Below are 23,404 nucleotides of genomic sequence, written 5' to 3' on the forward strand. Positions count from 1 at the left end.
CCATCGCAGAAAGTCGTAGCGCCCGAAGCGGAAATCGACGGTGTTGCCGGAAGTGGGTTTACAGTAACGGTCGTAGCGGCAGAAACTGGAGACGCACACGTTCCGTTGTCTACATAAACCGAATAGGTTCCCGAAGCAGCAAAAGTTATTGATTGAGTAGTCGCGCCATTAGACCATACATTTCCGGTAGCCGATGATGAGGTCAAGGTAACACTTCCGCCATTACAGAAGGTCGTCGCACCCGAAGCGGAAATTGTTGGTGTTGCCGGCGCCGGAGTGATTGAAACCACGGTAGCAGCCGATAGTGCCGTGGTACAGGTACCGTTATTTACCGAAACGGTATAGGAGCCCGCTGTCGTAACCGTGATCGACGGTGTGGTTGCGCCGTTCGACCAGATGTTTCCGGTAGTGGAAGATGAGGTAAGCGTTACGCTTCCGCCAGGGCAGAATGTCGTTGAACCGGAAGCAGTAATTATCGGCAGACTTCCCGTGAAGACTGCACTAATTGTATGATTGGCAATTACATTAGTAAAAGTGTAGGTGTCGATGGCACCTTGTGAAATGCCATCCACCAGCACGTCTGCAACGGCGTAACCGCAATTTGCTGTAATTGTATAGGTTTGATTTGTATTGCTTGCGATAGTTGTTATCCCAGAAGGTGAAATGGTTCCGTTGGTTCCTGCCGAAGCCGAAATCAAGAAGCCACTCACATTGGTCTCGTCTGCACCAGGAGTAGGATTTGTTGCATTTCTCGGTTGGCAGTCGATATCGTTCGTTACACTTGCAATCGGGGCGCCGATGCCATCAATCGTAGGGTTGCTTCCCGATACCAGATGCAGGTCGTTTGCTGCAACGAATACCGGCTGCACTTCGATGGAATTGGCGTCTTTTGCAGTAGCGGTTGTCCAATCGGCAAGTGTCGCGTAACTTGTTCCAGCGTTATTGGCAAGGCTACCGGAACGGAAACCGCCGTCCTGAACGCCCCCGCTGTAAAATACGTTATTGTTTGAAACTAGATTATTGAACGTCGTGCTCAGTGTTCCGAACGCATAAGTTTTTAGAAGTCCGCCGCCGGTGGCAATCTGTGTCGTTGAGATAATGTTGTTCTTCATTTCCACTGATGGGTCTATTCCGGTAATGGCAATACCATAGCTGCACGATTGGTTCGTCCGTGCCCCGCGGTCGCCGTAAAGCGAAATCGTATTATTGTAGAGCTTGGTTTCAGATGCGACAGCTCCTACAACCCAGATTCCAGCCACATGGTAGTTGAATTGGGATAAGCCCGACACATTGCTGATCATGTTGTTCCGAACGATATTTGGTGTACCGAAAGCTGTTCCGGAAATAGCAATTCCTGCAGTAGAACCTCCAAGGTCGACGGTGCTTACAACACCTGTAATCAGGTTGTTCGCAACCAAAGCGCCGCTGATTCCGCCGCTGGTAACGCTCGGCGAATAGGCCTGCGAGGCACCAATGGCCAAGCCGACCGTCTCGCTGTAGTCAGAGCCGATGTTATTGATGTAAACCTTGTTGAAGGTAACCTGTGGATCCGTTTCGTTGGCAATTATGACCGCACTTCTTGAAACCCTGTCTGTTCCCGTAGCCGAAATGTCATTTTGAGAGATTATCAAACCGGTACTAGGATTTGCGGTGGTTGAACCTGCAGAATAAATACCGATCGTGGTTTTTTTGACCGAACAGTTCTCGACGTGGCTGTTTTGGTTGTTGACCAATGACGGAACCGAACTGCTGTGCGGAAATACCCGGAACATAATGCCATATCCATCGCTGGCTGGGCTATAACCCACCACGTTGACGTTTTTAACAGTATTGTTATAGGCTCCATTGGTATTAGACTGGAACAAGATTCCCGAAGTATATCCATTTGAGTTGTTTACTATCGTGAGCTGACGCAGTGAAGCGTCACCACCTATCTGGCAGCTCGCGGCGGTTGCCCCGGTTAGCGATCCGTTGATGGTGACGTTATCCGTTCCATTGAAGCGGAGAAGGCCCATGTTAGCAGTCGTGCTTAGCGTACCTGTAATAGTTCTCGGGCTACCAAAGGGCTGAATCAGCACTGAATGTCCACCTGAAATTTCGTTTAATCCATTGTTCCCCGTTTCTCCGGTAAGATCCGAAATGATATTTATCGTAAGCGGACCGGAAACACCGTCCACACGTGTGTTGATCGCTTGGAAAATTCCGCCGGCGTTTGTGAGTGACGGATAATTTCCGCCAGTTCCTACGGTGTATGTTCCGTTCATCGGCGGCAATACGTCGGTAATGGTCACAACCATCGCGTTTGCACCAACAATCGTCGTCCCTACTGGATTTGAAAGCGTAATATTCAACGTTTCGGCATCATCAAGATCAAAATCGGCCGATGTAGTGACCGCAAATGTTTTTGGGGCCATGTCACCATCCGCCCAGGTCAACGTTCCTGAAGTTGGGATATAATCGGTTCCGGCAATGGCAGTACCGTCGCTCGTCGCATAATTAACCGAAACCGCTCCCGTCGATCCGCCGTTGCGGTTCACGGAAATGGTGTGGGTACGGTTTTCCAACAGGGTGAGCGCCGTGTAATCCCATGAAAGTGTCCCAACAGCGCCGGGCGTGTCGTACAAAATCTGGATGTTAGGTTTTGAACTCGTGACCGTTCCGTTGCTTGGAAAAGTGGCCGCAATGTTGCTTTGCCAGGTTTGTGTCTGGGCAGAGCCAGTAGATGTCCATCTGAAGGTCTTGTCGGTTGTGCCTTGCCCGGGATCGTCGCTGATGTCCGTGGCTACCAGCACCTGTAAGTTGTTCCCCGTATATAAAAAAGGTGTCGACAACGGAAGTGTGATCCATCGGCCAGCCGTAACGCTTGATCCTTGCAGGATACTGGAATGTACCGTAGTCGAGCCTATAAACGTGGAATTGTAAATTCCCGAAGAATATGAGCTATTGTTGACGTTTTTCATGTAGATGAAAACAGGCAGTGTTGCCGGAGCAGGCGCTGTCTGCACGAAATAACGTACGCCCGTTATAGTGGAACCGGACGCGATCCCCATTTCGGTCGCCGTGTAGATTGATGCTGTACGGTCATGCCCATACAAAGCGCCTACCGGCCGGTTGCTGGTTGTCGTGAAAGTGTTGTTGGCGGGAATCGTCAACTGGGAGAATACTACATGGCAGCAGAAAAGTAGCGCCAGAGTTGCGTAAAGGGAAAATCGCGAATGCCACGACCTTTTCCATCCGAAAAAGTAATTCTGTTTCAATTTAATTAGGTTTAATAATTATAGTTTTAATTTTTGTAAAAAGAAAATCTGCCAAACGTACGGAATTATTTTTCTGTGTTTTGGCGAAATATATTTTTTTATGTAAAAGAAAACGTTATTGCTTTGTTTTTTTTACCAGTGGTTTTTGGACCGATTTTTCAGTGCAATGATAGCGAATATGGATGGGTAATTTTTCGCGGATGTACAAGCGTAGTATCCTGACGGATTTCCGTCAGGAAAACCGGGAAAACCGTTTTGGTTTTAAAGCCACAAGGTGTATTTTTTAAAAGCCTTTGATCGGAAAAAACAACAACACGTACACTGCGTGACTTGCGCCAAACCTGCCCACGGCATCGGCGAGCTCCTTTAAAGACAAATAAATACGCCGTGAGCAAATTTTTCCTCCCAAGCTTAGTTACATAATGTGGCGTTATAGTTCATAAAGAAACTCCCTGCATCTATAGAAACCAAATCATGAACTATAACACAAAAATAGATAATATATTATATACTGTTTACAAGTGAATCTTTAACATAAGTGAACCTTATACTACATTAGTACTATGCTAAAATTACTTTTCACCGCATTTTTGCGGTTAATAGGAAGTACAATCACCCCATTTACCACATTTCGATGAAAAGGTGTACAATAACTAATCCCTGTTTTAGGTTATGAGGTACTTAATTTTCCCATCGACCTTTCGGCATCCCGATAGTGTTTTGTCCTGAAATAGTTGGACTTTTTTTTGTTATTAATTCAGGGTGTACAATTAACATCATAGTTATTGATATAATGACCATCAAAAAAGCAACACTACTGCAATAGCATTAGCATCCGTTTCAAACACAAATACCTTGAAGAAACCAGCCTTAGCTGTAGAGGCTGATGCCCCGATAACAATAACCGCTATCTATAAAAAAACAATAGAAGAAGTAATTGCCGAGGACAACAAAATCATCGAAAGTGACATCGAAAACAGCACCACTTCAGCGATTGAAAGCACCCTGAAAAAAGTGATTTGGGAAGACAATCAAATTATCGAAAGTAACATCACCAACGAGGTTTTTCCGTTAGATTTTGAGAACCTGAATAAGGCAAACACGAGATTTTAAAAAAACTTATTTATCTTTGAAAGGAGTAAAAAATACAGCGTGAAAAACATTCCGATACGACGAATAAAGGGACAAAATGAACCCCAACTCTCCGGTAGTTTTACTATCAGGGATATCACGCCTTTGTTGCTTGAAAAAGACATGATTCAGGAATTGCACCGACATGATTTTTACTATATACTGGTGGTAAAAAAAGGAACCGGCAGCCACGAAATTGACTTTACCACTTACGACGTAAACGACCATACTGTTTTTATGATGCGTCCCGGTCAAGTGCACCAACTTGCGTTGAAAGCCAACAGCACGGGCTATCTGATACAATTTAAAACAGATTTTTTATACTCCCATAACAGTGCCTCGCAAAACCATTTAACCAAATTGATCCAATACAATACCTACCAACTGGAACCGGAAGGATTTGCTAAAATCGAAGGGGTTTTAGGGGAAGCAATAAAGGAATATACCGAGAAAGCCAAAGGGTACCAGGAAGTACTGAAAGCCAACCTGAGTATTTTCCTTATCGAATTGCTGAGACAACGGCAGCTTAAAGTAATGCCTGCCGCGCAAAGCAGTCCTTATGTACAGGAAAAATTGGAACAATTTCTGGAACTCGTAGAAGCCAAGTGTACAACACACAAACAGGTCTCTCAGTACACCGACTTACTACACTTGTCTTCCTATCAACTCAGTGCCATCACAAAGAACTTATTAAACAAAACACCCTCTGAGATTATAAATGATTATCTCATACTCGAGGCCAAGCGCCAACTTTTGGCGACTTCCAATCAAATCAGCCAAATTGCCTACAATTTGGGCTATGAAGATGCTTCTTATTTTACCCGATTTTTTAAGAAACATACTTCCGCTTCACCGGAAGCCTTCCGACAAAACTCTAAATAAGTACTAGTCATCTTCATTTTTGTCCTATTCTCTAGGTTTCTTCTCGAAGTAATTTTGTCCTGTAAAATTATTTCAAAATGAAATCGATATGAAATCAAAGATTATTTCATCCGTTCGCCTTTCAGGCTCGGGTCACGAACTCCAAAAAAACAATTTTAAAGGGAGTAAAACAAAAATGAAACTAATGGCTTCCTTAAAAATATGGTTGGCCATTTATCCGTCCATCACACTCTTCTTATTCTTTTTTGGTAAAGCACTAAATGCGCTTGCCTTATACCAAAGAACCTTTATTCTAACCATCGCTTTAGTACCGTGGATTGTATTTGTTGGTGTTCCGGTGGTAGACTTTATCATGCGTCAGTTTACCACAAAAGACAAAAAATAATGGCAAAAAAAAATATCCCCAGACGTGAGTTTATTAAACAAACAGGATTGGGAATGATAGCTTTTAACCTCCCCTTTCCATTTAAAGATTTTGATATGAAAACAGATAGCAAACAGTTTGACGCCATTATTATCGGCGGAAGCTATTCGGGTTTAGCAGCAGGCATGGCACTAGGAAGAGCTTTAAAACAAGTCTTAATTATTGACAGTGGTAAGCCATGCAATGTCCAAACACCTCACTCACACAATTTCCTTACTCAGGATGGTAATACTCCAAAAGGAATTGCCTCTTTAGGAAAACAACAAGTAGAAAAATATCCTAATGTCACGTTTTTTAATGGGATTGCTGCTACCGGAAGTAAAATTGAAAAAGGATTTGAAATCATTACAGAAACAGGCGAAAAATTCTTGGCATCAAAACTAATCTTCGCCACAGGCATTAAAGATGTAATGCCAAAAATTGATGGATTCTCAGAATGCTGGGGAATAACCACTATACATTGCCCCTACTGTCATGGTTATGAAGTGCGCAATACAAAAACAGGAATTTTAGGAAATGGTGATTATGCTTATGAGCTTTCCAAAATGATTTCCAATTGGACAAAAGATTTGACCATTTATACCAATGGCCAATCCATTTTAACGGTGGAGCAAAGAACTAAGTTGCAAAAACACAACATTGCAGTAGTAGATAAAGAAATCCTAAAACTGGACCACACCAAAGGACAACTGCAAAATGTGGTGTTTACCGATGGAACAAAAACACCATTAACTGCCTTGTATTCGCCCAGACCATTTGTACAACATTGTACCATTCCCGAATCCTTAGGATGCGAAATAACTGAAGATGGCTATATCAAAGTTAATGGATTTCAGGAAACCACTGTAGCCGGTGTTTACGCTTGTGGTGACAATACCACCCGCATGAGAACCGTGGCCAATGCCGTAGCCATGGGAACTACTGCAGGCATGTCTGCCAGCAAAAAACTGATTTTAGAACAATTTTAAAAACCAATAAATGAGGACAGCGCAAATTATTTAAAATCTATCCTATCCAACTCAGTTTTTGTCCTAGCACAAGGTGGAGAACCCGAAATATCTTTGTCAAAGAAAAACAAACCGTTAATTTTTAAAACTTAAAATCATGAAAATCATTATTGTAGGAGCAACCGGTACCATGGGAACCCACTTAGTAAAAGCCTTAGAAAACGAGCACGAAATAATCAAAGTAGCTTCTAAAGGCGGCGACATCGAAGCGGATATCACCTCAACAGCATCCATCGAAAAGATGTTCCAACAAGTAGGCACATTTGATGCTTTAATTTCAACGGCCGGACCAACATTCGTAGGGCCTTGGGCCAAATTAAACGACACTACGTTCAGACAAGGGGTAGAAGGTAAAATGATGGGGCAAATCAACTTAGTACTGATTGGTCAGAAATACATTAATCCAAAAGGGTCGTTTACTTTAATCACAGGAGCTTTAACCCACGAACCTCAGGTAAACTTTGCCAATGCCTCAGCGGCCAATGGTGCGGTGGAAGGATTTGTTCGTGGAGCAGCCATTGAATTAGAAAACGGTATCCGTATCAATGCGGTTAGCCCAACGGTTATCGAAAACTCACCACAGTACTTCCCTTACTTCCCGGGAGAAATGCCAACCACCATGAGACAACTGGAATTCATGTTCCGCAAAAGTGTATTTGGAAAAGTAACCGGACAGGTAATCACACCTTAATCGCCAACGCGATCACTTCCACGGGTCATATTCGCAATGGTAATGGCCTGTGGTTTTGATTTAGTTTCACCCGAGGCTTTGCCGAATGGTTTGGAGCAAAGAGGAAAAAATCACAATCAAATTATATCAGAATAAAAAAACTTACTCCAGTAACGAAAAATGAAAAATTTAGAATTTAAAGCCTCAATCAGCAATCTTAAGGAGTATGAAGAAAAATTACAAACGCTACATCCTAAATATTTAGGAACCGAACTGCAAACGGACACCTACTTCAACGCTACAAACGGTCGCCTGAAATTAAGGGAAAGCAATTTAAAAAACATATTAATCAACTACTACCGAGAAGAAAGTTCAGGGACAAAAATTGCAGAAGTAATGCTCTACCAACATGATCCTAACATAATGCTGAAAGAAATACTCACAGAACAATTGGGTGTAAAAGTAATTGTCAACAAAAAGCGAAAAAAATACAGTATCAAGAATGCTGTTTTTCATTTCGATATTGTGGCTGATTTAGGTACCTTCTTAGAGGTTGAAGTAACAGAGACAGAGGAATTATTTTCACTCGAAAAAATGCAAATAGAAATTAATCAATACCTGCAGTTTTTCGAACTGAAAAAAGACCAACTGATCAGTGCGTCTTACAGTGAGTTGTTGATGGACATAGAAAAATAAACTGGAAATAAAAATGAAAAAATATATAGTGAAAACTGTAATGATTGGTTGGTTGGCAATAACAACAACCTCAGCCCAAAACAAAATCAGCTGGCTGCGTTACGACGATGACTTTACCACACTAAAAAAAGACACCGTTAAAAAGGGATTAGATAAAGTAAAGTACATCTCCTTAGGAAACAACAACAACAACAACATCTCTTTTGGTGGCGAATTTCGCGATCAGCTGCAGTACTATGATAACCTTAATTTTGGCGATGTTCCTCCAACCTATGCCAAAACCGATGTCTTCCAACACCTACGCCGAATTATGATACATACCAATATAGAACTCGGAAATCATTTTCGCTTTTTCATGCAGCTAAACCACACCTCGCGAGATTTTAATGACAATCCTGTGACACCCGAAATTGATGAAAACCAACTCAGCCTCCATCAAGCCTTTGGCGAATTGAAATTAACCCATTGGAATTTCCGTTTAGGACAGCAGGAAATATTCTACGGCAATCATCGTTTAATCACTTTCAGAGAAGGACCCAATACCCGTCAGGCTTTTGATGGATTAATAGTTAAAAGAAAATTTAAAAATGGTACGCTTGACTTCTTTGTCATTTCTAAAGTCATTTCGAAACAATATGTCTTTGATGATGAAAGCATGCACGATGGCTTATTAGGAATTTATGGCACACAGTTCTATGCCAATCACAAACTTGGGTTGGACTACTATTTGGTCAACTTTCAATCACGTAACAGAATGTACAATTATCAAGCGGGGTACGAAAACAGACAAACCGGCGGTATCCGCTTCTTTTCCAACTTAAAAACTGTAAACTTTGAATTCGAAGGAGCATACCAAACAGGGACATTCAATGACCTAACCATTGCGGCCTATACTGTCTTAGCAGATATAAACCTTTCCGTATTCCCTTCAAAAAAAGGAGTAATTGGATTCGCTGCAAATATAGCTTCCGGAGACAAAGACAATACTGATGATAAATTGAATACTTATAATTTATTATACGCCAAACCGGCTTATGGCCTGGTAGCACCAATCGGAGCCACCAATATGGTCAGTTTGTCTCCTTATTTGAAAATCAATCCGATACAAAAGCTGAATGTCTTGGCGCAAGTATTTTTCTTGGGAAGAAACAGCAACCAAGACGGTACCTATTCCCCGGGGATGGTTCAAAACCGTCCTACACCCAATGCGTTTTTAGCTTCAGACAAGAAAACATTGGGGCAACTCTATGTCATGGAAACTACCTACCAGCAAACAAAAAAATTATCTTTATCTTTGGATACATCTTATTTCAAAGCAGGAAGTTACCCTAAAGCTACAGGGAATGGTGCTGATATTCTATATCTGTCCCTTAAATCAACGTTTAGATTTTAATATGTTTAAAGCATTAATTTGTGACTAAAAACAAATCATTTTAAAAACAGAACAACCCAAAAAAATCATAAACTTAACTGTCCGTTCATGATACTTTATTGTCAGTAAGACACAAAACAGCTACTATACCTTTGCACTATTATTTTAAAATTAAAACAAAAAATCATGCAAGAAAGACGATACGACCTCGATTGGCTGAGAGTAATAGCCATCTTACTGTTACACCTGTTTCACTGTGCCATGCCATTCATTGCAGAGTGGGACTGGCACTTAAAAAACAAAGAAACGAGTTACTTGGTGTTAGAATGCAATTACTTTTTGTCACGTTGGCGCATGCCAATATTGTTTTTCATCTCAGGTATCGGAACCATCTTTGTACTTAATCAGAAATCTGTTTTACATTTCATTTGGCAAAGAACAAAGCGACTATTAATTCCGTTGCTTTTCGGTATGCTGATGATAGTTCCGGCGCAAGTCTATTTTGAAAGAATATATAAAGGGGCAAACTACACTTCTTACCTTGATTTTTACCCTTCTATTTTTACCACAACCGTTTATCCTGAAGGGAATCTAAGTTGGCACCATCTTTGGTTTATAGCCTATCTATTCGTTTATTCCTTACTTGCTATACCCTTTATTCTTTTTTTTAAGTCGGCAAAGGGAATAACTTTCACCAATAAGGTAGCCACTTTATGTGATAAGATTGGCATGATTGGATTTGGTGTAATCCTTGCCATAGCCGGCTTCTTGTATTTTTGGTATCCTAATGAAACTCATGCCTTTGTTGATGATTGGGCAGGCTTTACAAAATATTTCTTGTACTTTATATTTGGTGCTTTCATCGGTATTAATCCTATTTTTTGGAAGAATTTGGAGCATAATAGAAAACTAAATTTGAAAATTGCCTTTTTTAGTATGTTGCTTATCAACTATCTACGTTGGAATGACAAAGAACCTATTTGGGACATTGATACTCCAAATGCGTTGTTTCTATCATTGTTGGTATTAAGCGCATGGTTTTGGGTAATCGCATTCTTAGGGTATGCCAAAAAATATTTAAACTTTACTAATAAATTTTTGCAATTTGCTAATGAGGCTATTTACCCGTTTTACATTTTGCACCAAACATTCATAGTAATAATTGCTTACTACATTATCCAAACACAAGATGATATACTTAGTAAATACCTGTTTTTAACTTTTGTTTCTTTTATTCTGTCATTCGGTTTTTATGTGTTTTTAATCAAACCCTACAAGATAACCAGATTCTTGTTTGGGATGAAAACCCATCAGGATAAAAAATAGAGCGGCTCCGGATTTTTTATTATTTAAAAGAAGTAAGAACATTAACTACAGGAAATTAATTTTGTAACGAACTGTATTATAATTCATTCCGTCAAAAATTTGTAATTTAGTCATTATTATGCTACTTTCTTGTAACATTGGTCAGTCAAAACAAACTAACTGAGCATCTTATAAACCTAACCTGATAACGTGTTAAACCATGAAAAAATATCTATTCTTTCTTTCATTAAGCTTGCTGTTACTTAGTACTCAATACTCAATAGCACAAAGCTGTGGTACGCGACAATTAAACCCTGAAATCGCCTATTTCCTAAAATTGATTGGCTATCAGGATTTGACACTGGAACAATTGCGCAAAATGCCCATTGAGCAAATTAAATTTGCAGGACCACCCGCCATGCCCTATCCTAAAACCGATGTGCAGCGAATTAAAATAACCGCCGACAGTATTCCTGTCTTGGTTTTCAATCCAACCCATGGCAAAAACCTTCCTGTAATTATCAATTACCATGGTGGCGGATTCATCTCGCCTTTGTTACCCTCTTTGGAACAGCCTTTATGGCAGGAAGCCAAAAACTTAGAAGCCATTGTCTTCGCCATTGATTACAGAGTAGCACCCGAACACAAATTCCCTGCGGCAGTAAACGACAGTTACAACGCATTCAAATGGATTGCCGAACATGGTAGTGAATTTGGAGGAGATATCAATCGTATAGTTTTAGAAGGCAATAGTGCCGGTGCGAATCTCGTTGCTGTAATTGCTCAAAAAGCAAAAAAAGAAGGGATTAGTAACAAAATAAAACTACAAGTAATGAACGGGCTTCCTATTGACTTGAGCCCAAAAAACATGGAAACCTCCGCTTCTTATCAGGAAAATGCCGTGGGCTACTTTCAAACCAAAGCAGCCTGTTATTTTGCGTTAGAAACTTATGCGCCGGGACAGTTCAACAATCCAGAAGTTTCACCAATACTTACCGAAGATTTAAAAGGCTTACCACCTGCCGTAATTATTAACGCAGAATTTGATCCGCTTAGAGATGATGGGATTTTGTATGCGGCTAAATTAAGGAAATCAGGTGTTAAGGTTTGGGAGAAATGCTTTCCGGGTCAAATTCACTGCTTAATTGGATTATTGCCCGAAGCCAAAGAACTAAAGGAATATGAAGCGATAGTTAAAGCCGCCATGATGGAGTGTTTTAAAAAATAATCGTACAGTATTTCTATTCTACAATTCGTATGGTAGCCATTACACGGATTGCAAGTAGAGCATCTAATGCCTTTGATTGTCAGGTAAGCAAGAACCTACTATAGCGTAACCCTTTCCCACTTAATCTTAAAACCTGTTCAATATTTAACACGCTACAAAAAAACATAATCAATTACCGGTACCTTTATTTCAGTATAGGTTAGTATAATTACATTTGGATTTATTTAATACACTGTATCACTATTTTAGGACTAGTCAACAATTGAAATAGTCGGAGTTTAAGAAGTAGATTAAGTGTAGAAAATAATTGTAATCGCTTTTTCAGAAGCTTCTCGAGAACTCTTGTACCAGCTAATTAGCGGAAGACCAAATTGAAACCGTACTCTGAAATGACAAGTTTGTGGGTAGTGCCAAACAGTAGGTTTTTGTTAATCATCTCTTGGGTTTCTTCGTGCGAAGGGAAAGCCAGTTCAAAAAGACCGGGATTCAGGTCAAAAAATAAAGCAGGATCTTCTAATTTTTCTCCTTTATAAAAATACTCTAACACCAATGGGTTATCGATGCTTTGACAATACTCTAAAACAGTAGTTACAGACATAGGTTTAAGTTGTTATGGTTTGGGACTATAAAAATAGTGTATTTTCTAATGCCAAAGTGTTAAAGAAGCTGCGACAGGGTGTTAAAAAAAACAGTAGTTCATCGATAATAGAAATACATTTTGAATAAGAAACCTTGGAACTTTCAGGTTGGGCAGTACTGAAAATGAGCAGAAGAGAAATATATCAATACCTACATAGGATGACACCTTGTATAAGTGCTACGCTAAAAAAATATGGTGCTAAAATCCAAAAACAAAAAAGTCATATTTCAAAGAAAATAATATATTTACAATTCAAAGCCAAAACCATGACTGCCGAAACCTATCAAAAAATAGCCAAAGTATTTTTAATAATTCCTCTAATAGCCGGTTTGCTTACTATAGTAGAACAGTTTTTACCGTTGCAAAAAGTGACTACAATTGTAGAGAGCAAAAGGATAAGCGAGAGCACAAAATCGGGTCTTACCTACTCTATTGATTTCTCAGATAACAACGACCAGTTTATCCCCGAGATTTATAATCAAGTAAAGCAAGGCGATAAAGTAAACTTGGAAATACTATATTTTACCAAAGAAGTAAAGACATTGCAATTGCCCGAAAGTGGGATTGTTTTGGAGAATAGCACTAATGAGGTTTATTTTCAGTTGGGGATAGCGTTGGTTTTTGTTGTTTTCAGTGGGTACTTTTTGCGTAAAAATTTCTTTACCAATAAAAATTACCGATATATCGTTATCCTATGTTTGATAGGAATAGTGACGCTTATCAGGATAATCAGTTTAAACTTTTAAATCATAAAATATGTCTAGAAAAGAATGGTTGATTTTGCTTACTGTGATGGTGATACTATTTACCATAGATCCTGTTTATGCCGGTCCGGGTGGTACCGTAGCCAAAGCATTTTTTAAAACATGGTGGGGAAAACTGATTCTCATTGTGCTCACCATAGTGCTTTTGCCTTTAATTATCTACATCAGATTAATTGAATTTAGAAAAGCCCGAAAGATTAAGAAAGTCTTGGCGCAACTGAGCGTCCAACACAAATCATTTCACTGGTTGCAACTGCACAAAGAATTTTCTAATATCATCAGAAGGGTTTACAACGCTTGGTCTGAAGAAGATTTAAGTGAAGTAAAAAATTATGTAAACCATTGGTATTGGCAAAACCAACAAGCCGTATTTTTAGACCAATGGAAAAAGGAAAACCTCAAAAATGTATCTAATTTAAAAGAGATCTCCAAAATAAAACCGTTGTACTTAGAACTAACCGAGGACCCTAACTTGGAAGGTTCCAGAATTGCCATCGCAATCAACGTGATTGCCCAAGATTATTTGGTAGACCGCGATACGCAAAAGGTCGTGCAAGGCAAATCGGGGTATGACGATTTAGAATATGTATGGTTTTTAGAATACACCGAAGGCAAATGGCTTTTAGACGATATCCAAGAAGGCGGCCTTTCGCTTGAAATTGCCAAAACACCCGATGTGATTCCGGAGAGTATTGGCGTGACGTTGTAAGGACAGGTTGCGAATTGTCTATAAGTTGCATTAATGACAATAATCCACTTTAAAGTAATTATGGAGAAATAAAGTAAGATGATTTTCAATTGCCGCTTGGTCATCTTTGAAATGCACAAAGAAGAAAGGCACAAATTTCATGTAGGACTCCAACGCTGCCTCAACCTCAGCATCAGGAAGTAATAGCTTATTGTTTTTAGCCTCCTCAATAAGCGGGCGAATACTACTTAATTTATAGTCATTGATATGCTGTTGTGTCACACTTTTCAAGTGGATAATTTTTCTCAGGTCAAAGTAAAAAGTACTGTGAAATTGAGAAAGGTATCCGATGGTAACATTGTAGGTTTTGATTAGTTTTAAGACAGGATTCTCAACATTAGATTGGGCAACAGTCAATAAATCTTTTAAGGTATCATACATAAAATGCAAACAGGCTAACAAAAGTTCGTCTTTGGTCTTAAAATGAAAGTACAATGCCTTTTTGGGTATACGAAGCCGAATCGAAATTTCAGCTAAAGTCAAACTCTTAATGCCATACCTTTTTATAAAAGTGGCTGTTTTTTCTATTATTTGCGCTCTTTCCATCAAAATTTAATCTTAGGCCCATCTTTCCTTGTATAAAATTCGTTTGGCACTATCTGCGGCACAAATTAGACCGGCGGCTAACATAATAATATCCTTTAAAACCAATCGTCCCGCGGCTGACAAATAAGGAAATCCATATTCGGGTGTCGGAAAATCACCGCCAAGATTGGGAACATATACTTCGGGCGTCGTGATTAAAAAGGTAAGAGTGACTATAGACATTCCAAAGGTCAGCAGTCCGCCAATCATTCCGATTTTATCAAACCAAATGCCCATTAAAGTCAATAGCCCGATTAACACAATTAAAGCTCCTAATCCGTAAGCGAAAAGATAGGTATTGTTTGCCTTATGCCAATCCACATTCTTTTGAACCGTTTTCCCTTCAGGATTTTTATAATCTTGGTATTCCGGTACTTCTTTAGTATAAAAGAAAGACATCAAAGGACTGTGAACCACAAAGGGTACAATACCTTCTGCTTCATATTGGAACACTTTTAATCCGCCAATCCAAACCATTACGACAAAGATAGAGATTCGGCTTAAGTTGATAAAGTGGGATTGACTATTCGCTAAGAATTTAATTAGTTTTTTCATATCATTTTTATAATAGACGCTGTTCTTTTAGTTTTCATGATAATCTGGCAAAAGATAACTCTTTTATTGACAAGTTGAGCAAAAAAACACCGCCTGAGCGGTGTTTTCAACCAATTAACTAATCAACCTAAGTAATCTAAAAACAACTTGTCAAAAAAGAGTTTAGTTTTTCGGATTCTCCTTGTTTATCTTTAGTAATAACTTCTTTTTAAGTTTACTGTAAATCGAAAAATGCTGTTCAATTCTGTCTCTAAAGGCAAGATGCATGACCATATAATAATTATCACATTGCATATCTTGACATTCTACATACCCTTCAAATTGTATCCCAAGAGCAAAAAGTTCTTTCTTTATTTGATTATTTTCATTTTTTAGCAATCTTAACTTCTCAATAATATTATTGTATTTTGATTGATAAGAAGCATCAACATCGTTCAAAATAGAAATGAATAAATTTTGACAAAACTCAATTTCTACAGTGACTATATTCAGTTCTTCTGTCCAACTGATAAAATCCTTGTCGATGAAAATATTTTCCAAATCACAGGCTTTAAAATTATTTTGCGTCTTTTTCATTCTATTTGGTATTTAAGGTTAATTATCTTGATCCACTTGAATTATCCTGATAGTATTCGGTCCCGATGGGAACTGCCACTCCACTACATCATCTTGTGAGTAGCCAAATAAAGCAAGTCCCATTGGTGATAGTATGGATAACTTATTTTGAGCAATATCGCTTTGCTCCGGTGAAACAATCTTGAATCTCTTTCTGAATAAATCCGCAATAACAAAAGTTACAGTTGAATTTAAACGTACAGCGTCGCTGGGCATATCGGCTGAAGAGAGCAATTTGGCAGACTTCAACTCAGTCAATAATTTTTCGATGGCTATTTTCTGTGCTCTATCGGCTGCTTTTGCCTCCTTTGAGGTTATCTTCTTGACTATTTCATACTCTTTTTTTTCTACTACTAATCCTCCGTATTTCATATCTCATTATTTTGTAAATTACTGTTTAAGGGAAAATTCCTCTTTGCTTGTATGCGGTTTCAATTCGGGTGATCGCCAAAATGAAAGCGGCAGAACGCCAATCTATATTACCTTCTTTCACAATAGATTCCACTTTTCTAAATACCTCGGTCATCTTTTTTTCTAACTTGCTCATTACCTCTTCCAAATGCCATATTTCACCATTTCGGTTTTGAAGCCATTCAAAATAGCTACCAATTACGCCACCCGAATTGCATAAAATATCAGGGATAATAATGATGTCTTTATTCAATAATATAGCTTCACCTTCTGCATCTGTTGGTCCGTTGGCTCCTTCCGCAACAAGATTAGCTTTAATCTTATAGGCGTTAGCGCTTGTAATTTGATTTCCCATGGCAGCAGGTATGAGAATATTGCAATCCAAACCAAAAAAATCAGCAGCAGAAATTTCTTTAGCACCGTTAAAACCTTTTATAGACCCTTTTCGCGGTTTACAATGATTGTGTAAATCAACGACATCAATACCTTCTTTATGGTACAATGTCGCATGAGCATCTTGTACCCCAATTAAAACAGCGCCTTCTCCGCTTAAAAAATGAGAGACCCAATATCCTACATTTCCAAAACCTTGTACTATAAATGTTTTTCCTTTCAGGCTTTCATTTTTACTTTGATACCATAACTTGATATTCAAAAAAACTCCAAAACCGGTCGCCCTGTCCCTGCCCTCGAGCCCTCCTGAACCAACCGGTTTACCGGTTACGACATGTTTACTCCTAGACCTTTCCGATGCGGACTTTGTTGACATATAGGTATCGGCAATCCACGCCATCGTTTGTTCATTGGTGTTTACATCAGGAGCCGGAATATCATATTCTGGTCCAATATTATCGCCCAAAGCATAAGTAAACCTTCTACTGATTCGCTCTAATTCTGAAAGAGAATAGTCCCTTGGATCTAATTGTATTCCGCCTTTGGCTCCTCCATAAGGCAACCCTGCCAAAGAGGTTTTCCAAGTCATCCACATGGCTAGTGCCCTGGCATCTTCTATGTCTAGTGATGGGTGGTAGCGTAATCCTCCTTTGTAAGGTCCGAGCACATTGTTATGTTGGACCCTGTATCCTGTAAAAATTTTTATCTTGCCATCATCCAGCTTCACCGGAAAATGAACTACAATTTCATTGGTAGTCGCTTCCAAAATCTTTCTAATTTCAGAATCCAGTTTAATGGCATCAGCGGTTTTATTAAATTGCTGCATGACCGTATCATACATCGTCTTTTTCTCTACAATATTGTTCATGATACTTTATTGATAATGTTCACAGTACATTTTGTTATTCTCTTCCCATTGGCAATTACCTCTATTATCACAAGAAATACATAAGCCTTCTGTCAACGTTTGTTCTTTAGGTTCATTTACTGTAATGCCTGCATTATAAGTATCGATAATTCCATTCAATAGCCCTTTAGTGCTACTGACACTTTCTAAGGTGTTAAACCCATTCTTTTTAACCTCTTCTTTTAAATTCATAATCAATTAGTTTTTATTTCTATCTCCTAAAGGCAAGGTGCATGCCAATAACACTAGACATTTTGGCACGCGCTGATATACAACACATTATAAATTATGTTGTAAAAAAACAAATAAAATGAGGTGAGGAGAAATTACCCGATTGAGGAAATATTACTCTCTTTTTAGGGGTTTATAAAAGCTTATGTCTGAGTGTTTTTCTGTCTATTTGTAGAATTTCAGCAGCTTTACTCTTATTGTTATCCACTGCCGCCAATACTTTTAGGATATGCTCTTTTTCCACTTCTTTAAGCGATTTTAATCCATTGGCTTCTGATGGTAACGTATACTTGAGATAACTCGGTATATCTGCTACGTCTAAACTTGATCCACCCAATATTATCATGCGTTGAATTACATTTTCTAATTCTCGTACATTTCCCGGCCATGGGTGTCTGACTAGTAGATCAACGGCTTTTTCAGATAGTGAAATATCATTTTTCTGGTATTCAGCACCATATTTCTTTAAAAGCATAGTAACAATAGGAAATATATCTTTTGGACGTTCTCTCAACGGAGAAGTCTCTATTTGAACCACATTTAGGCGATAATACAAATCTTCTCTGAAAGTTCCTTTTTGACACATTTCAAATAAGTTATTATTGGTAGCAGAAATAATCCTTACGTCAATCTTTTGAGGTTTCTGTGAACCAATCATCGTAATCTCTTTTTCTTGTAAAGCCCTTAACAATCTGGTTTGTACCGCAAAAGAAGCCGTGCCTATCTCATCTAAAAATAAGGTACCGCCTTGGGCAGCTTGAAACAAACCTGTTCTGTTCTCATTTGCTCCGGTGAAAGCTCCTTTTACATACCCAAATAGCTCTGACTCCATCAGATGTTCCGGAATGGCTCCGCAGTTTACAGGTATAAAAGGTTTGTTCGCAAACATGCCTTGATAATGTATGGCTCTGGCCACTAATTCTTTACCGGTTCCACTTTCGCCTAAAATTAAAACCGTAGCGCTATTGTTTTTAACGCGTTCAATGACATCAATCATTTTCAAAAACTGTTCTGATTTACCCACCATGCCTCCATAATGGTTCTCTGGTATAGCGACAACTTTTGTCATCTTCGAATCAACTGTTCTATTGCCATCTACTCGATGTAAAACATTTTGAATGGCTTTTTTTAACTCTTCACTCGTAAATGGTTTAACTAAATAATCTTTAGCTCCGGCTTTAATGGAATCTAATGCACTGGTAACCGTCGGAAAACCTGTTATGACGAGCTTAGGAAGACTCGGATAATGTTCTTCAGTATACTTTAACAACTCTATACCGTTCATCCCCGGCATTTGAAGGTCGGTTATCAATAAATCAATAGTACTTTCTTCCAAGACACCAATAGCCTCGGCTACTGATGAGGCTTTGTAAGTGTGATAATTTTGTGCTTTTAAATTGCGCTGCAATAGTTCAAGCATATCATAATTATCATCGACAATAAGTACATTTTCTTTATTCAGTTTCATGCTTATAAGTATAAAGGAAGCGTTATTTTAAAAATGGCTCCGTTTGGTTTATTATCCGAAATTTCAATGGCGCCTTTATGGCTTTTTATAATACCATGCACCACACTCAAACCCAATCCGGTTCCTTCTCCCAGAGGCTTTGTGGTAAAAAAAGGTTCAAAAACACTCGATTTGATTTCATTGGAAACTCCCGGTCCTTCATCAGTTATTTCAAAATAAAAGAACTTTTCATCATTAAAAACCTTGATATATATAGTACTGCCAACAGGTGAAACATACAGGGAATTTAATAGTAGATTGAACAAAACTTGTGTAAACTGAATATTGTCCAATCGCGCTTCCAATTTAGAATTTTCAAAGTCAAGTCGGTAGGACACCTGTTGCATTTTAAATTTCGGTTCCAAAAAAGAGAGCACCTGAGTCACTATAGGTTCAATTTTGAGCAGCTCCATACTGCGAGGCATTTCACAGGAAAAAAACATAAGTTTCTTGACTATTTCTCTGGAGTATATAGCCGCACTGATAATCTTCTTTAAATCTTTTGTATTTTGTTCATCCAATTCTTTTTGGGAAATCAATTCAGAAAATCCTAAAATATTACCCAATGGTGTGTTCAGTTCATGAGCAATACCGGCTGTTATTTCTCCGAGTATAGAAAGTCGGTCAACCCGTTCAGCATTTTGTTTTACAAAAGCTTCCCTTTCTTTGTTTAAATGCTTTTCATAATACCCATTGATATCATTGGCAATGGTAAACAACAAAATAAGTTCTTCGGGCAAAAAGTTGTCTTGTGAAAATTGGGGTGATGGATAATGCACTTTAAGATAACCCATTTCCTGTTTGAAGATTAAAATCTTAACATATTGAAAAACCGTTTTTGGAGGCAACGGATCTGTGAAGATATGGTATTCCTCCACTTTCAATTCTACAATAGCACTATGGGGAAATCGCCATGCTTTTTTTAAACTGAGACATATTTCCTCAAAAGTACTGTTAACATTACCCTCGCTTTGATTTATTATGGTAGATATTTCATATAAACATTCAAGCTCCTTAATCCGCTCTTTTAATTGTTCTTTTGTTGAATTGGGAAACATGGTCTTTACTATTTATTCTCACAGAAAAAATGCTGTCAATCAAAGATACTTTTAAAAAACATATCTAAAAAGTTACGCCTCAATTTTAAGATTTCTTTTAAATACTCTGTGCTATGAATACAATTAAAAGGTTAGTAATTAATCTATAAATTTTAAGGCACGCCCGGTTTTGATTATTTTAATATCTCAAAAATAATATAAACATATAATATTTATATTTTACTATATAACCCGCTTCAAATAATAAGCTATAATTTTGTAAAGCCCCAAAATTACCTAGTTTAACCTCGTTATCCTTTGGATTAAAATCCAATGGCTAGAACAATAAATGTTATATGATGGATAAAGAAAAATCTTCAACATCCTTAAATACTAATTTACAACAACTTAAGCAACAAAACAATGAAAAGGACCAGCATATACAAAGTCTTCTCCGTAACATCAACGTGCAAAAGTTAGCAGAAGCTGATATCCGGCTATTGAACACCGCCTTAGAAGAAAAAGTAGTCAAACGCACGGCACAATATGCTTTTATCAGTCAAGTCAATCAGGTCATTGTGCAAGCCAAAGACGCCAAAACACTTTTCGAAAAGCCCATTAAAGAACAATTCAGCATCTATATGCTTTCGTCTTCCGTAGATCCTGCAGATATTAATCGTGCCCCACTCAATCCGTTAATTGTAGATTTAATTGAAAAGCCTTTGAATAAAGGAACCCCCAACAAAATCTTTGGTTAAATGACTTCTTGCATTAGATAAAATAATAAAAAGCGTAGACTAAATTGGGTTACACTTCCGGAATGACATTTAGTAGTCAAGTGCTTTTGTACCAAAATCTGAATGGAAGAAGTTTTCCAATACACCATAACTGTAGTACTTATAGAGCAGTTGTTTTTTTTCATCGACTCCATACAATTGATTGAATTTTGAAATAAAAATAATTACAATTGTTAATTATTTTAACATTTTAAAACAAAATAGATGAAAAAAGTTACTTAAATTTGATAATATCCTTTAAAATTAATTAGGTATGACTTAAAAATTTCAAAAAAAGCTTAAAGTAGGTATGAGCAAAAAAGAAAAAAAAGAAGAAGAGGAACTTTTTCAAAAAATTAAAGAAATCTCTGATTACAAATATGCGCTCGATGAATCATCAATTATAGCTATTACAGACCAAAAAGGAATTATACATCATGTAAATGATAACTTTTGTAAAATATCAAAATTTTCTCGTGAAGAACTTTTAGGGAAGGACCACAGAATAATCAACTCAAGTTATCATTCAAAAGAGTATATAAAAAATCTTTGGACAACCATTGCTAACGGCAAAATTTGGAAAGGTGAACTAAAAAACAGGGCTAAAGACGGTTCGGCTTATTGGGTCGACACCACTATTGTACCCTTTTTAAACGAAAGTGGAAAGCCTTATCAGTACGTTGCCATTCGTTCCGACATCACCGAACGAAAATACGCTGAAGAGGAATTATTAAAAAAGATAAAGGAAATATCAGATTACAAATATGCCTTAGATGAATCATCTATTGTTGCCATCACCAATCAAAAAGGAATAATAACACACGTTAATGATAATTTCTGTAAAATCTCTAAATACAGCCGTGAAGAGCTGCTGGGTCAAGACCATAGAATTATCAATTCCACCTTTCATCCTTCAAAATTCATTAAAGAATTATGGAAAACCATCGCTAAAGGTGAAGTATGGAAAGGCGAATTAAAAAACAAAGCTAAAGACGGAACCGCTTATTGGGTAGACACTACTATTGTTCCCTTTTTAAACGAAGAAGGAAAACCCTATCAATACGTAGCGATACGATCTGATATTTCAGAAAGAAAACGAGGCGAAGAAAAAATCGCTAAAATGTTGATCAATGCTGAATACCAAAACAAACAATTGGTAGACTTTTGTAACATCGTTTCCCACAACCTTAGGGCGCCGTTGGTCAATATTTCAATGCTGCTTGATTATATGGAGACTTGTGACACTGAAAGCGAAAAATCTGAAGTACTGGGAAGAGTACAGCCGGTAATCAATCACCTGAATGGTATTTTAGATGAACTGGTGGAATCTCTTCAAATAAGACAAGATGCTGACGTTGAATCAACCAATATTGATTTAAAAAATACGTTGGATAAAATTTTAATCGGTTTTGAGACACAAATAAAGCGATATAATGCAAAGATTACTATCGACTTTAAGGAAGTTGGAACACTATTTTATCCCCAACGCTATATCGATAGTATTTTTACCAATTTAATCAGCAATGCTTTAAAATATAAATCTCCGGACAGAAACGTTACGATTAAAATAAAAACCTATTATGAGGACGACGAAATTGTGCTTACGGTTGCCGATAATGGTTTAGGTATCGATTTAGATTTACACCAACACAATTTGTTCAAAATACGAAAAGTGTTCCACAAACATCCCGACGCAAGGGGTTTCGGTTTATTTATGACCAAAACTCAAGTGGAAGCCATGGGAGGAAAAATCTGGATTGATAGTACACCAAATAAAGGAAGTACTTTTTACATAAAATTTAAACCCAAATTATCATGAAACAAATAGAACTATTAGCACTGGTTGATGATGATGACACCTTCATATTTATCACCAAAAAGATTATTGAAAAAACAAATCACGTCAAAGAAGTTAAAGTATTCAACAATGGATTGGACGCTTTAAACTACCTAAAAGACAATTTGAATACGCAATATAAACTACCCGAAATAATATTTTTAGACCTATCCATGCCTATCATGGACGGATGGCAGTTTTTAGACGAGTTCACTTCAATAGAATCAAATAACGTTAAAAAAATCATCATTTACATTTGCTCTTCTTCTATTTCACCACATGACATTATGAAAGCAAAAAAAATAAGTGCCGTTACCGATTACATCATAAAGCCGGTTACCAAAGACAGGTTTACTGAAATCATTTTAGCTTTATAATTATTCAGCCAAAAAAATTCACTCTTAATCAGATAAACTTAAATGTCAT

Annotated in this window: 24 protein-coding genes and 1 pseudogene; 14 read left to right on the forward strand and 11 right to left on the reverse strand. The window is 37.9% G+C overall.

Annotated features, from left to right (window positions below; all coding sequences use genetic code 11):
• A partial coding sequence (locus B3C16_RS08175) for a beta strand repeat-containing protein (RefSeq protein WP_414655260.1) occupies window positions 1–1,772 on the reverse strand: 1,772 nt, incomplete at its 3' end.
• 555 nt (window positions 1,773–2,327) lie between these two features.
• Window positions 2,328–3,050, reverse strand: a pseudogene (locus B3C16_RS16495) (Calx-beta domain-containing protein); the annotation flags it as partial.
• Window positions 3,051–4,112: 1,062 nt separating this feature from the next.
• On the opposite strand from B3C16_RS16495, the gene B3C16_RS08180 reads away from it, so the two are divergent.
• From B3C16_RS08180 to B3C16_RS08220, 9 genes are all read left to right on the forward strand, one after another.
• Window positions 4,113–4,370 (forward strand): hypothetical protein, encoded by a 258-nt coding sequence (locus B3C16_RS08180; protein WP_121314219.1) that lies wholly within the window; start codon window positions 4,113–4,115, stop codon window positions 4,368–4,370.
• A gap of 39 nt (window positions 4,371–4,409) precedes the next feature.
• Window positions 4,410–5,270 carry an AraC family transcriptional regulator gene (locus B3C16_RS08185; protein ID WP_291130743.1) on the forward strand — a complete coding sequence of 287 codons (861 nt, stop codon included), beginning with the start codon at window positions 4,410–4,412 and terminating at the stop codon, window positions 5,268–5,270.
• Window positions 5,271–5,358: 88 nt separating this feature from the next.
• A complete protein-coding gene (locus B3C16_RS08190) occupies window positions 5,359–5,655 on the forward strand; it encodes a hypothetical protein (protein WP_199717180.1) in 297 nt (98 codons plus the stop codon).
• A gap of 95 nt (window positions 5,656–5,750) precedes the next feature.
• Window positions 5,751–6,662, forward strand: coding sequence for an NAD(P)/FAD-dependent oxidoreductase (locus B3C16_RS08195; RefSeq protein ID WP_121315080.1), 912 nt, complete (start codon window positions 5,751–5,753; stop codon window positions 6,660–6,662).
• 136 nt (window positions 6,663–6,798) lie between these two features.
• Window positions 6,799–7,392: a short chain dehydrogenase gene (locus B3C16_RS08200; RefSeq protein WP_121314221.1), complete on the forward strand. Its 594-nt coding sequence runs from the start codon at window positions 6,799–6,801 to the stop codon at window positions 7,390–7,392.
• 159 nt (window positions 7,393–7,551) lie between these two features.
• The gene (locus B3C16_RS08205; RefSeq protein ID WP_291130748.1) at window positions 7,552–8,067 is read left to right on the forward strand and encodes a CYTH domain-containing protein; all 516 of its coding nucleotides are present in this window, start codon (window positions 7,552–7,554) and stop codon (window positions 8,065–8,067) included.
• Window positions 8,068–8,080: 13 nt separating this feature from the next.
• A complete protein-coding gene (locus B3C16_RS08210; protein ID WP_291130751.1) occupies window positions 8,081–9,460 on the forward strand; it encodes an alginate export family protein in 1,380 nt (459 codons plus the stop codon).
• Between the two features lie 165 nt (window positions 9,461–9,625).
• A complete protein-coding gene (locus B3C16_RS08215) occupies window positions 9,626–10,765 on the forward strand; it encodes an acyltransferase family protein (protein ID WP_291130754.1) in 1,140 nt (379 codons plus the stop codon).
• A gap of 199 nt (window positions 10,766–10,964) precedes the next feature.
• The gene (locus B3C16_RS08220) at window positions 10,965–11,972 is read left to right on the forward strand and encodes an alpha/beta hydrolase (protein WP_121314225.1); all 1,008 of its coding nucleotides are present in this window, start codon (window positions 10,965–10,967) and stop codon (window positions 11,970–11,972) included.
• A gap of 355 nt (window positions 11,973–12,327) precedes the next feature.
• On the opposite strand, the gene B3C16_RS08225 is transcribed toward B3C16_RS08220, so the two are convergent.
• Window positions 12,328–12,570, reverse strand: coding sequence for a hypothetical protein (locus B3C16_RS08225; protein WP_121314226.1), 243 nt, complete (start codon window positions 12,568–12,570; stop codon window positions 12,328–12,330).
• A gap of 164 nt (window positions 12,571–12,734) precedes the next feature.
• Here B3C16_RS08225 and B3C16_RS08230 point away from each other — a divergent pair, with 164 nt between their 5' ends.
• Window positions 12,735–13,358: a hypothetical protein gene (locus tag B3C16_RS08230; protein ID WP_147406866.1), complete on the forward strand. Its 624-nt coding sequence runs from the start codon at window positions 12,735–12,737 to the stop codon at window positions 13,356–13,358.
• Between the two features lie 10 nt (window positions 13,359–13,368).
• Window positions 13,369–14,085: a hypothetical protein gene (locus tag B3C16_RS08235; RefSeq protein ID WP_291130765.1), complete on the forward strand. Its 717-nt coding sequence runs from the start codon at window positions 13,369–13,371 to the stop codon at window positions 14,083–14,085.
• Window positions 14,086–14,115: 30 nt separating this feature from the next.
• Here B3C16_RS08235 and B3C16_RS08240 read toward each other — a convergent pair whose 3' ends face one another.
• From B3C16_RS08240 to B3C16_RS08275, 8 genes are all read right to left on the reverse strand, one after another.
• On the reverse strand, window positions 14,116–14,670 hold the full coding sequence (locus tag B3C16_RS08240) for a TetR/AcrR family transcriptional regulator (RefSeq protein WP_291130776.1): 555 nt from the start codon (window positions 14,668–14,670) through the stop codon (window positions 14,116–14,118).
• 12 nt (window positions 14,671–14,682) lie between these two features.
• Window positions 14,683–15,264, reverse strand: a complete 582-nt coding sequence (locus B3C16_RS08245; RefSeq protein ID WP_291130781.1) for a DUF417 family protein — start codon at window positions 15,262–15,264, stop codon at window positions 14,683–14,685.
• A 162-nt stretch (window positions 15,265–15,426) separates the two neighbouring features.
• On the reverse strand, window positions 15,427–15,840 hold the full coding sequence (locus B3C16_RS08250; protein WP_121314231.1) for a hypothetical protein: 414 nt from the start codon (window positions 15,838–15,840) through the stop codon (window positions 15,427–15,429).
• An 18-nt stretch (window positions 15,841–15,858) separates the two neighbouring features.
• Window positions 15,859–16,251, reverse strand: coding sequence for a GreA/GreB family elongation factor (locus B3C16_RS08255; RefSeq protein WP_121314232.1), 393 nt, complete (start codon window positions 16,249–16,251; stop codon window positions 15,859–15,861).
• 25 nt (window positions 16,252–16,276) lie between these two features.
• On the reverse strand, window positions 16,277–17,551 hold the full coding sequence (locus tag B3C16_RS08260) for a Glu/Leu/Phe/Val family dehydrogenase (protein ID WP_291130786.1): 1,275 nt from the start codon (window positions 17,549–17,551) through the stop codon (window positions 16,277–16,279).
• A 6-nt stretch (window positions 17,552–17,557) separates the two neighbouring features.
• The gene (locus B3C16_RS08265) at window positions 17,558–17,782 is read right to left on the reverse strand and encodes a hypothetical protein (RefSeq protein WP_291130789.1); all 225 of its coding nucleotides are present in this window, start codon (window positions 17,780–17,782) and stop codon (window positions 17,558–17,560) included.
• Window positions 17,783–17,954: 172 nt separating this feature from the next.
• Window positions 17,955–19,289 carry a sigma-54-dependent transcriptional regulator gene (locus B3C16_RS08270; RefSeq protein WP_291130793.1) on the reverse strand — a complete coding sequence of 445 codons (1,335 nt, stop codon included), beginning with the start codon at window positions 19,287–19,289 and terminating at the stop codon, window positions 17,955–17,957.
• 2 nt (window positions 19,290–19,291) lie between these two features.
• Window positions 19,292–20,386 carry a sensor histidine kinase gene (locus B3C16_RS08275; RefSeq protein ID WP_291130796.1) on the reverse strand — a complete coding sequence of 365 codons (1,095 nt, stop codon included), beginning with the start codon at window positions 20,384–20,386 and terminating at the stop codon, window positions 19,292–19,294.
• Window positions 20,387–20,721: 335 nt separating this feature from the next.
• Here B3C16_RS08275 and B3C16_RS08280 point away from each other — a divergent pair, with 335 nt between their 5' ends.
• The 3 genes from B3C16_RS08280 to B3C16_RS08290 all read left to right on the forward strand — a co-directional run bounded on the left by B3C16_RS08280 (window position 20,722) and on the right by B3C16_RS08290 (window position 23,355).
• Window positions 20,722–21,123 carry a hypothetical protein gene (locus B3C16_RS08280; RefSeq protein WP_291130799.1) on the forward strand — a complete coding sequence of 134 codons (402 nt, stop codon included), beginning with the start codon at window positions 20,722–20,724 and terminating at the stop codon, window positions 21,121–21,123.
• A 328-nt stretch (window positions 21,124–21,451) separates the two neighbouring features.
• A complete protein-coding gene (locus B3C16_RS08285; protein ID WP_291130802.1) occupies window positions 21,452–22,960 on the forward strand; it encodes a PAS domain-containing sensor histidine kinase in 1,509 nt (502 codons plus the stop codon).
• Complete coding sequence (locus tag B3C16_RS08290) at window positions 22,957–23,355, forward strand: response regulator (protein ID WP_291130805.1); 399 nt, start codon at window positions 22,957–22,959, stop codon at window positions 23,353–23,355. The genes B3C16_RS08285 and B3C16_RS08290 overlap by 4 nt, the downstream gene beginning before the upstream one ends.
• Window positions 23,356–23,404: the final 49 nt, after the last annotated feature.

It is taken from the genome of Flavobacterium sp. UBA7682, assembly GCF_002482945.1.
Lineage (GTDB): Bacteria > Bacteroidota > Bacteroidia > Flavobacteriales > Flavobacteriaceae > Flavobacterium.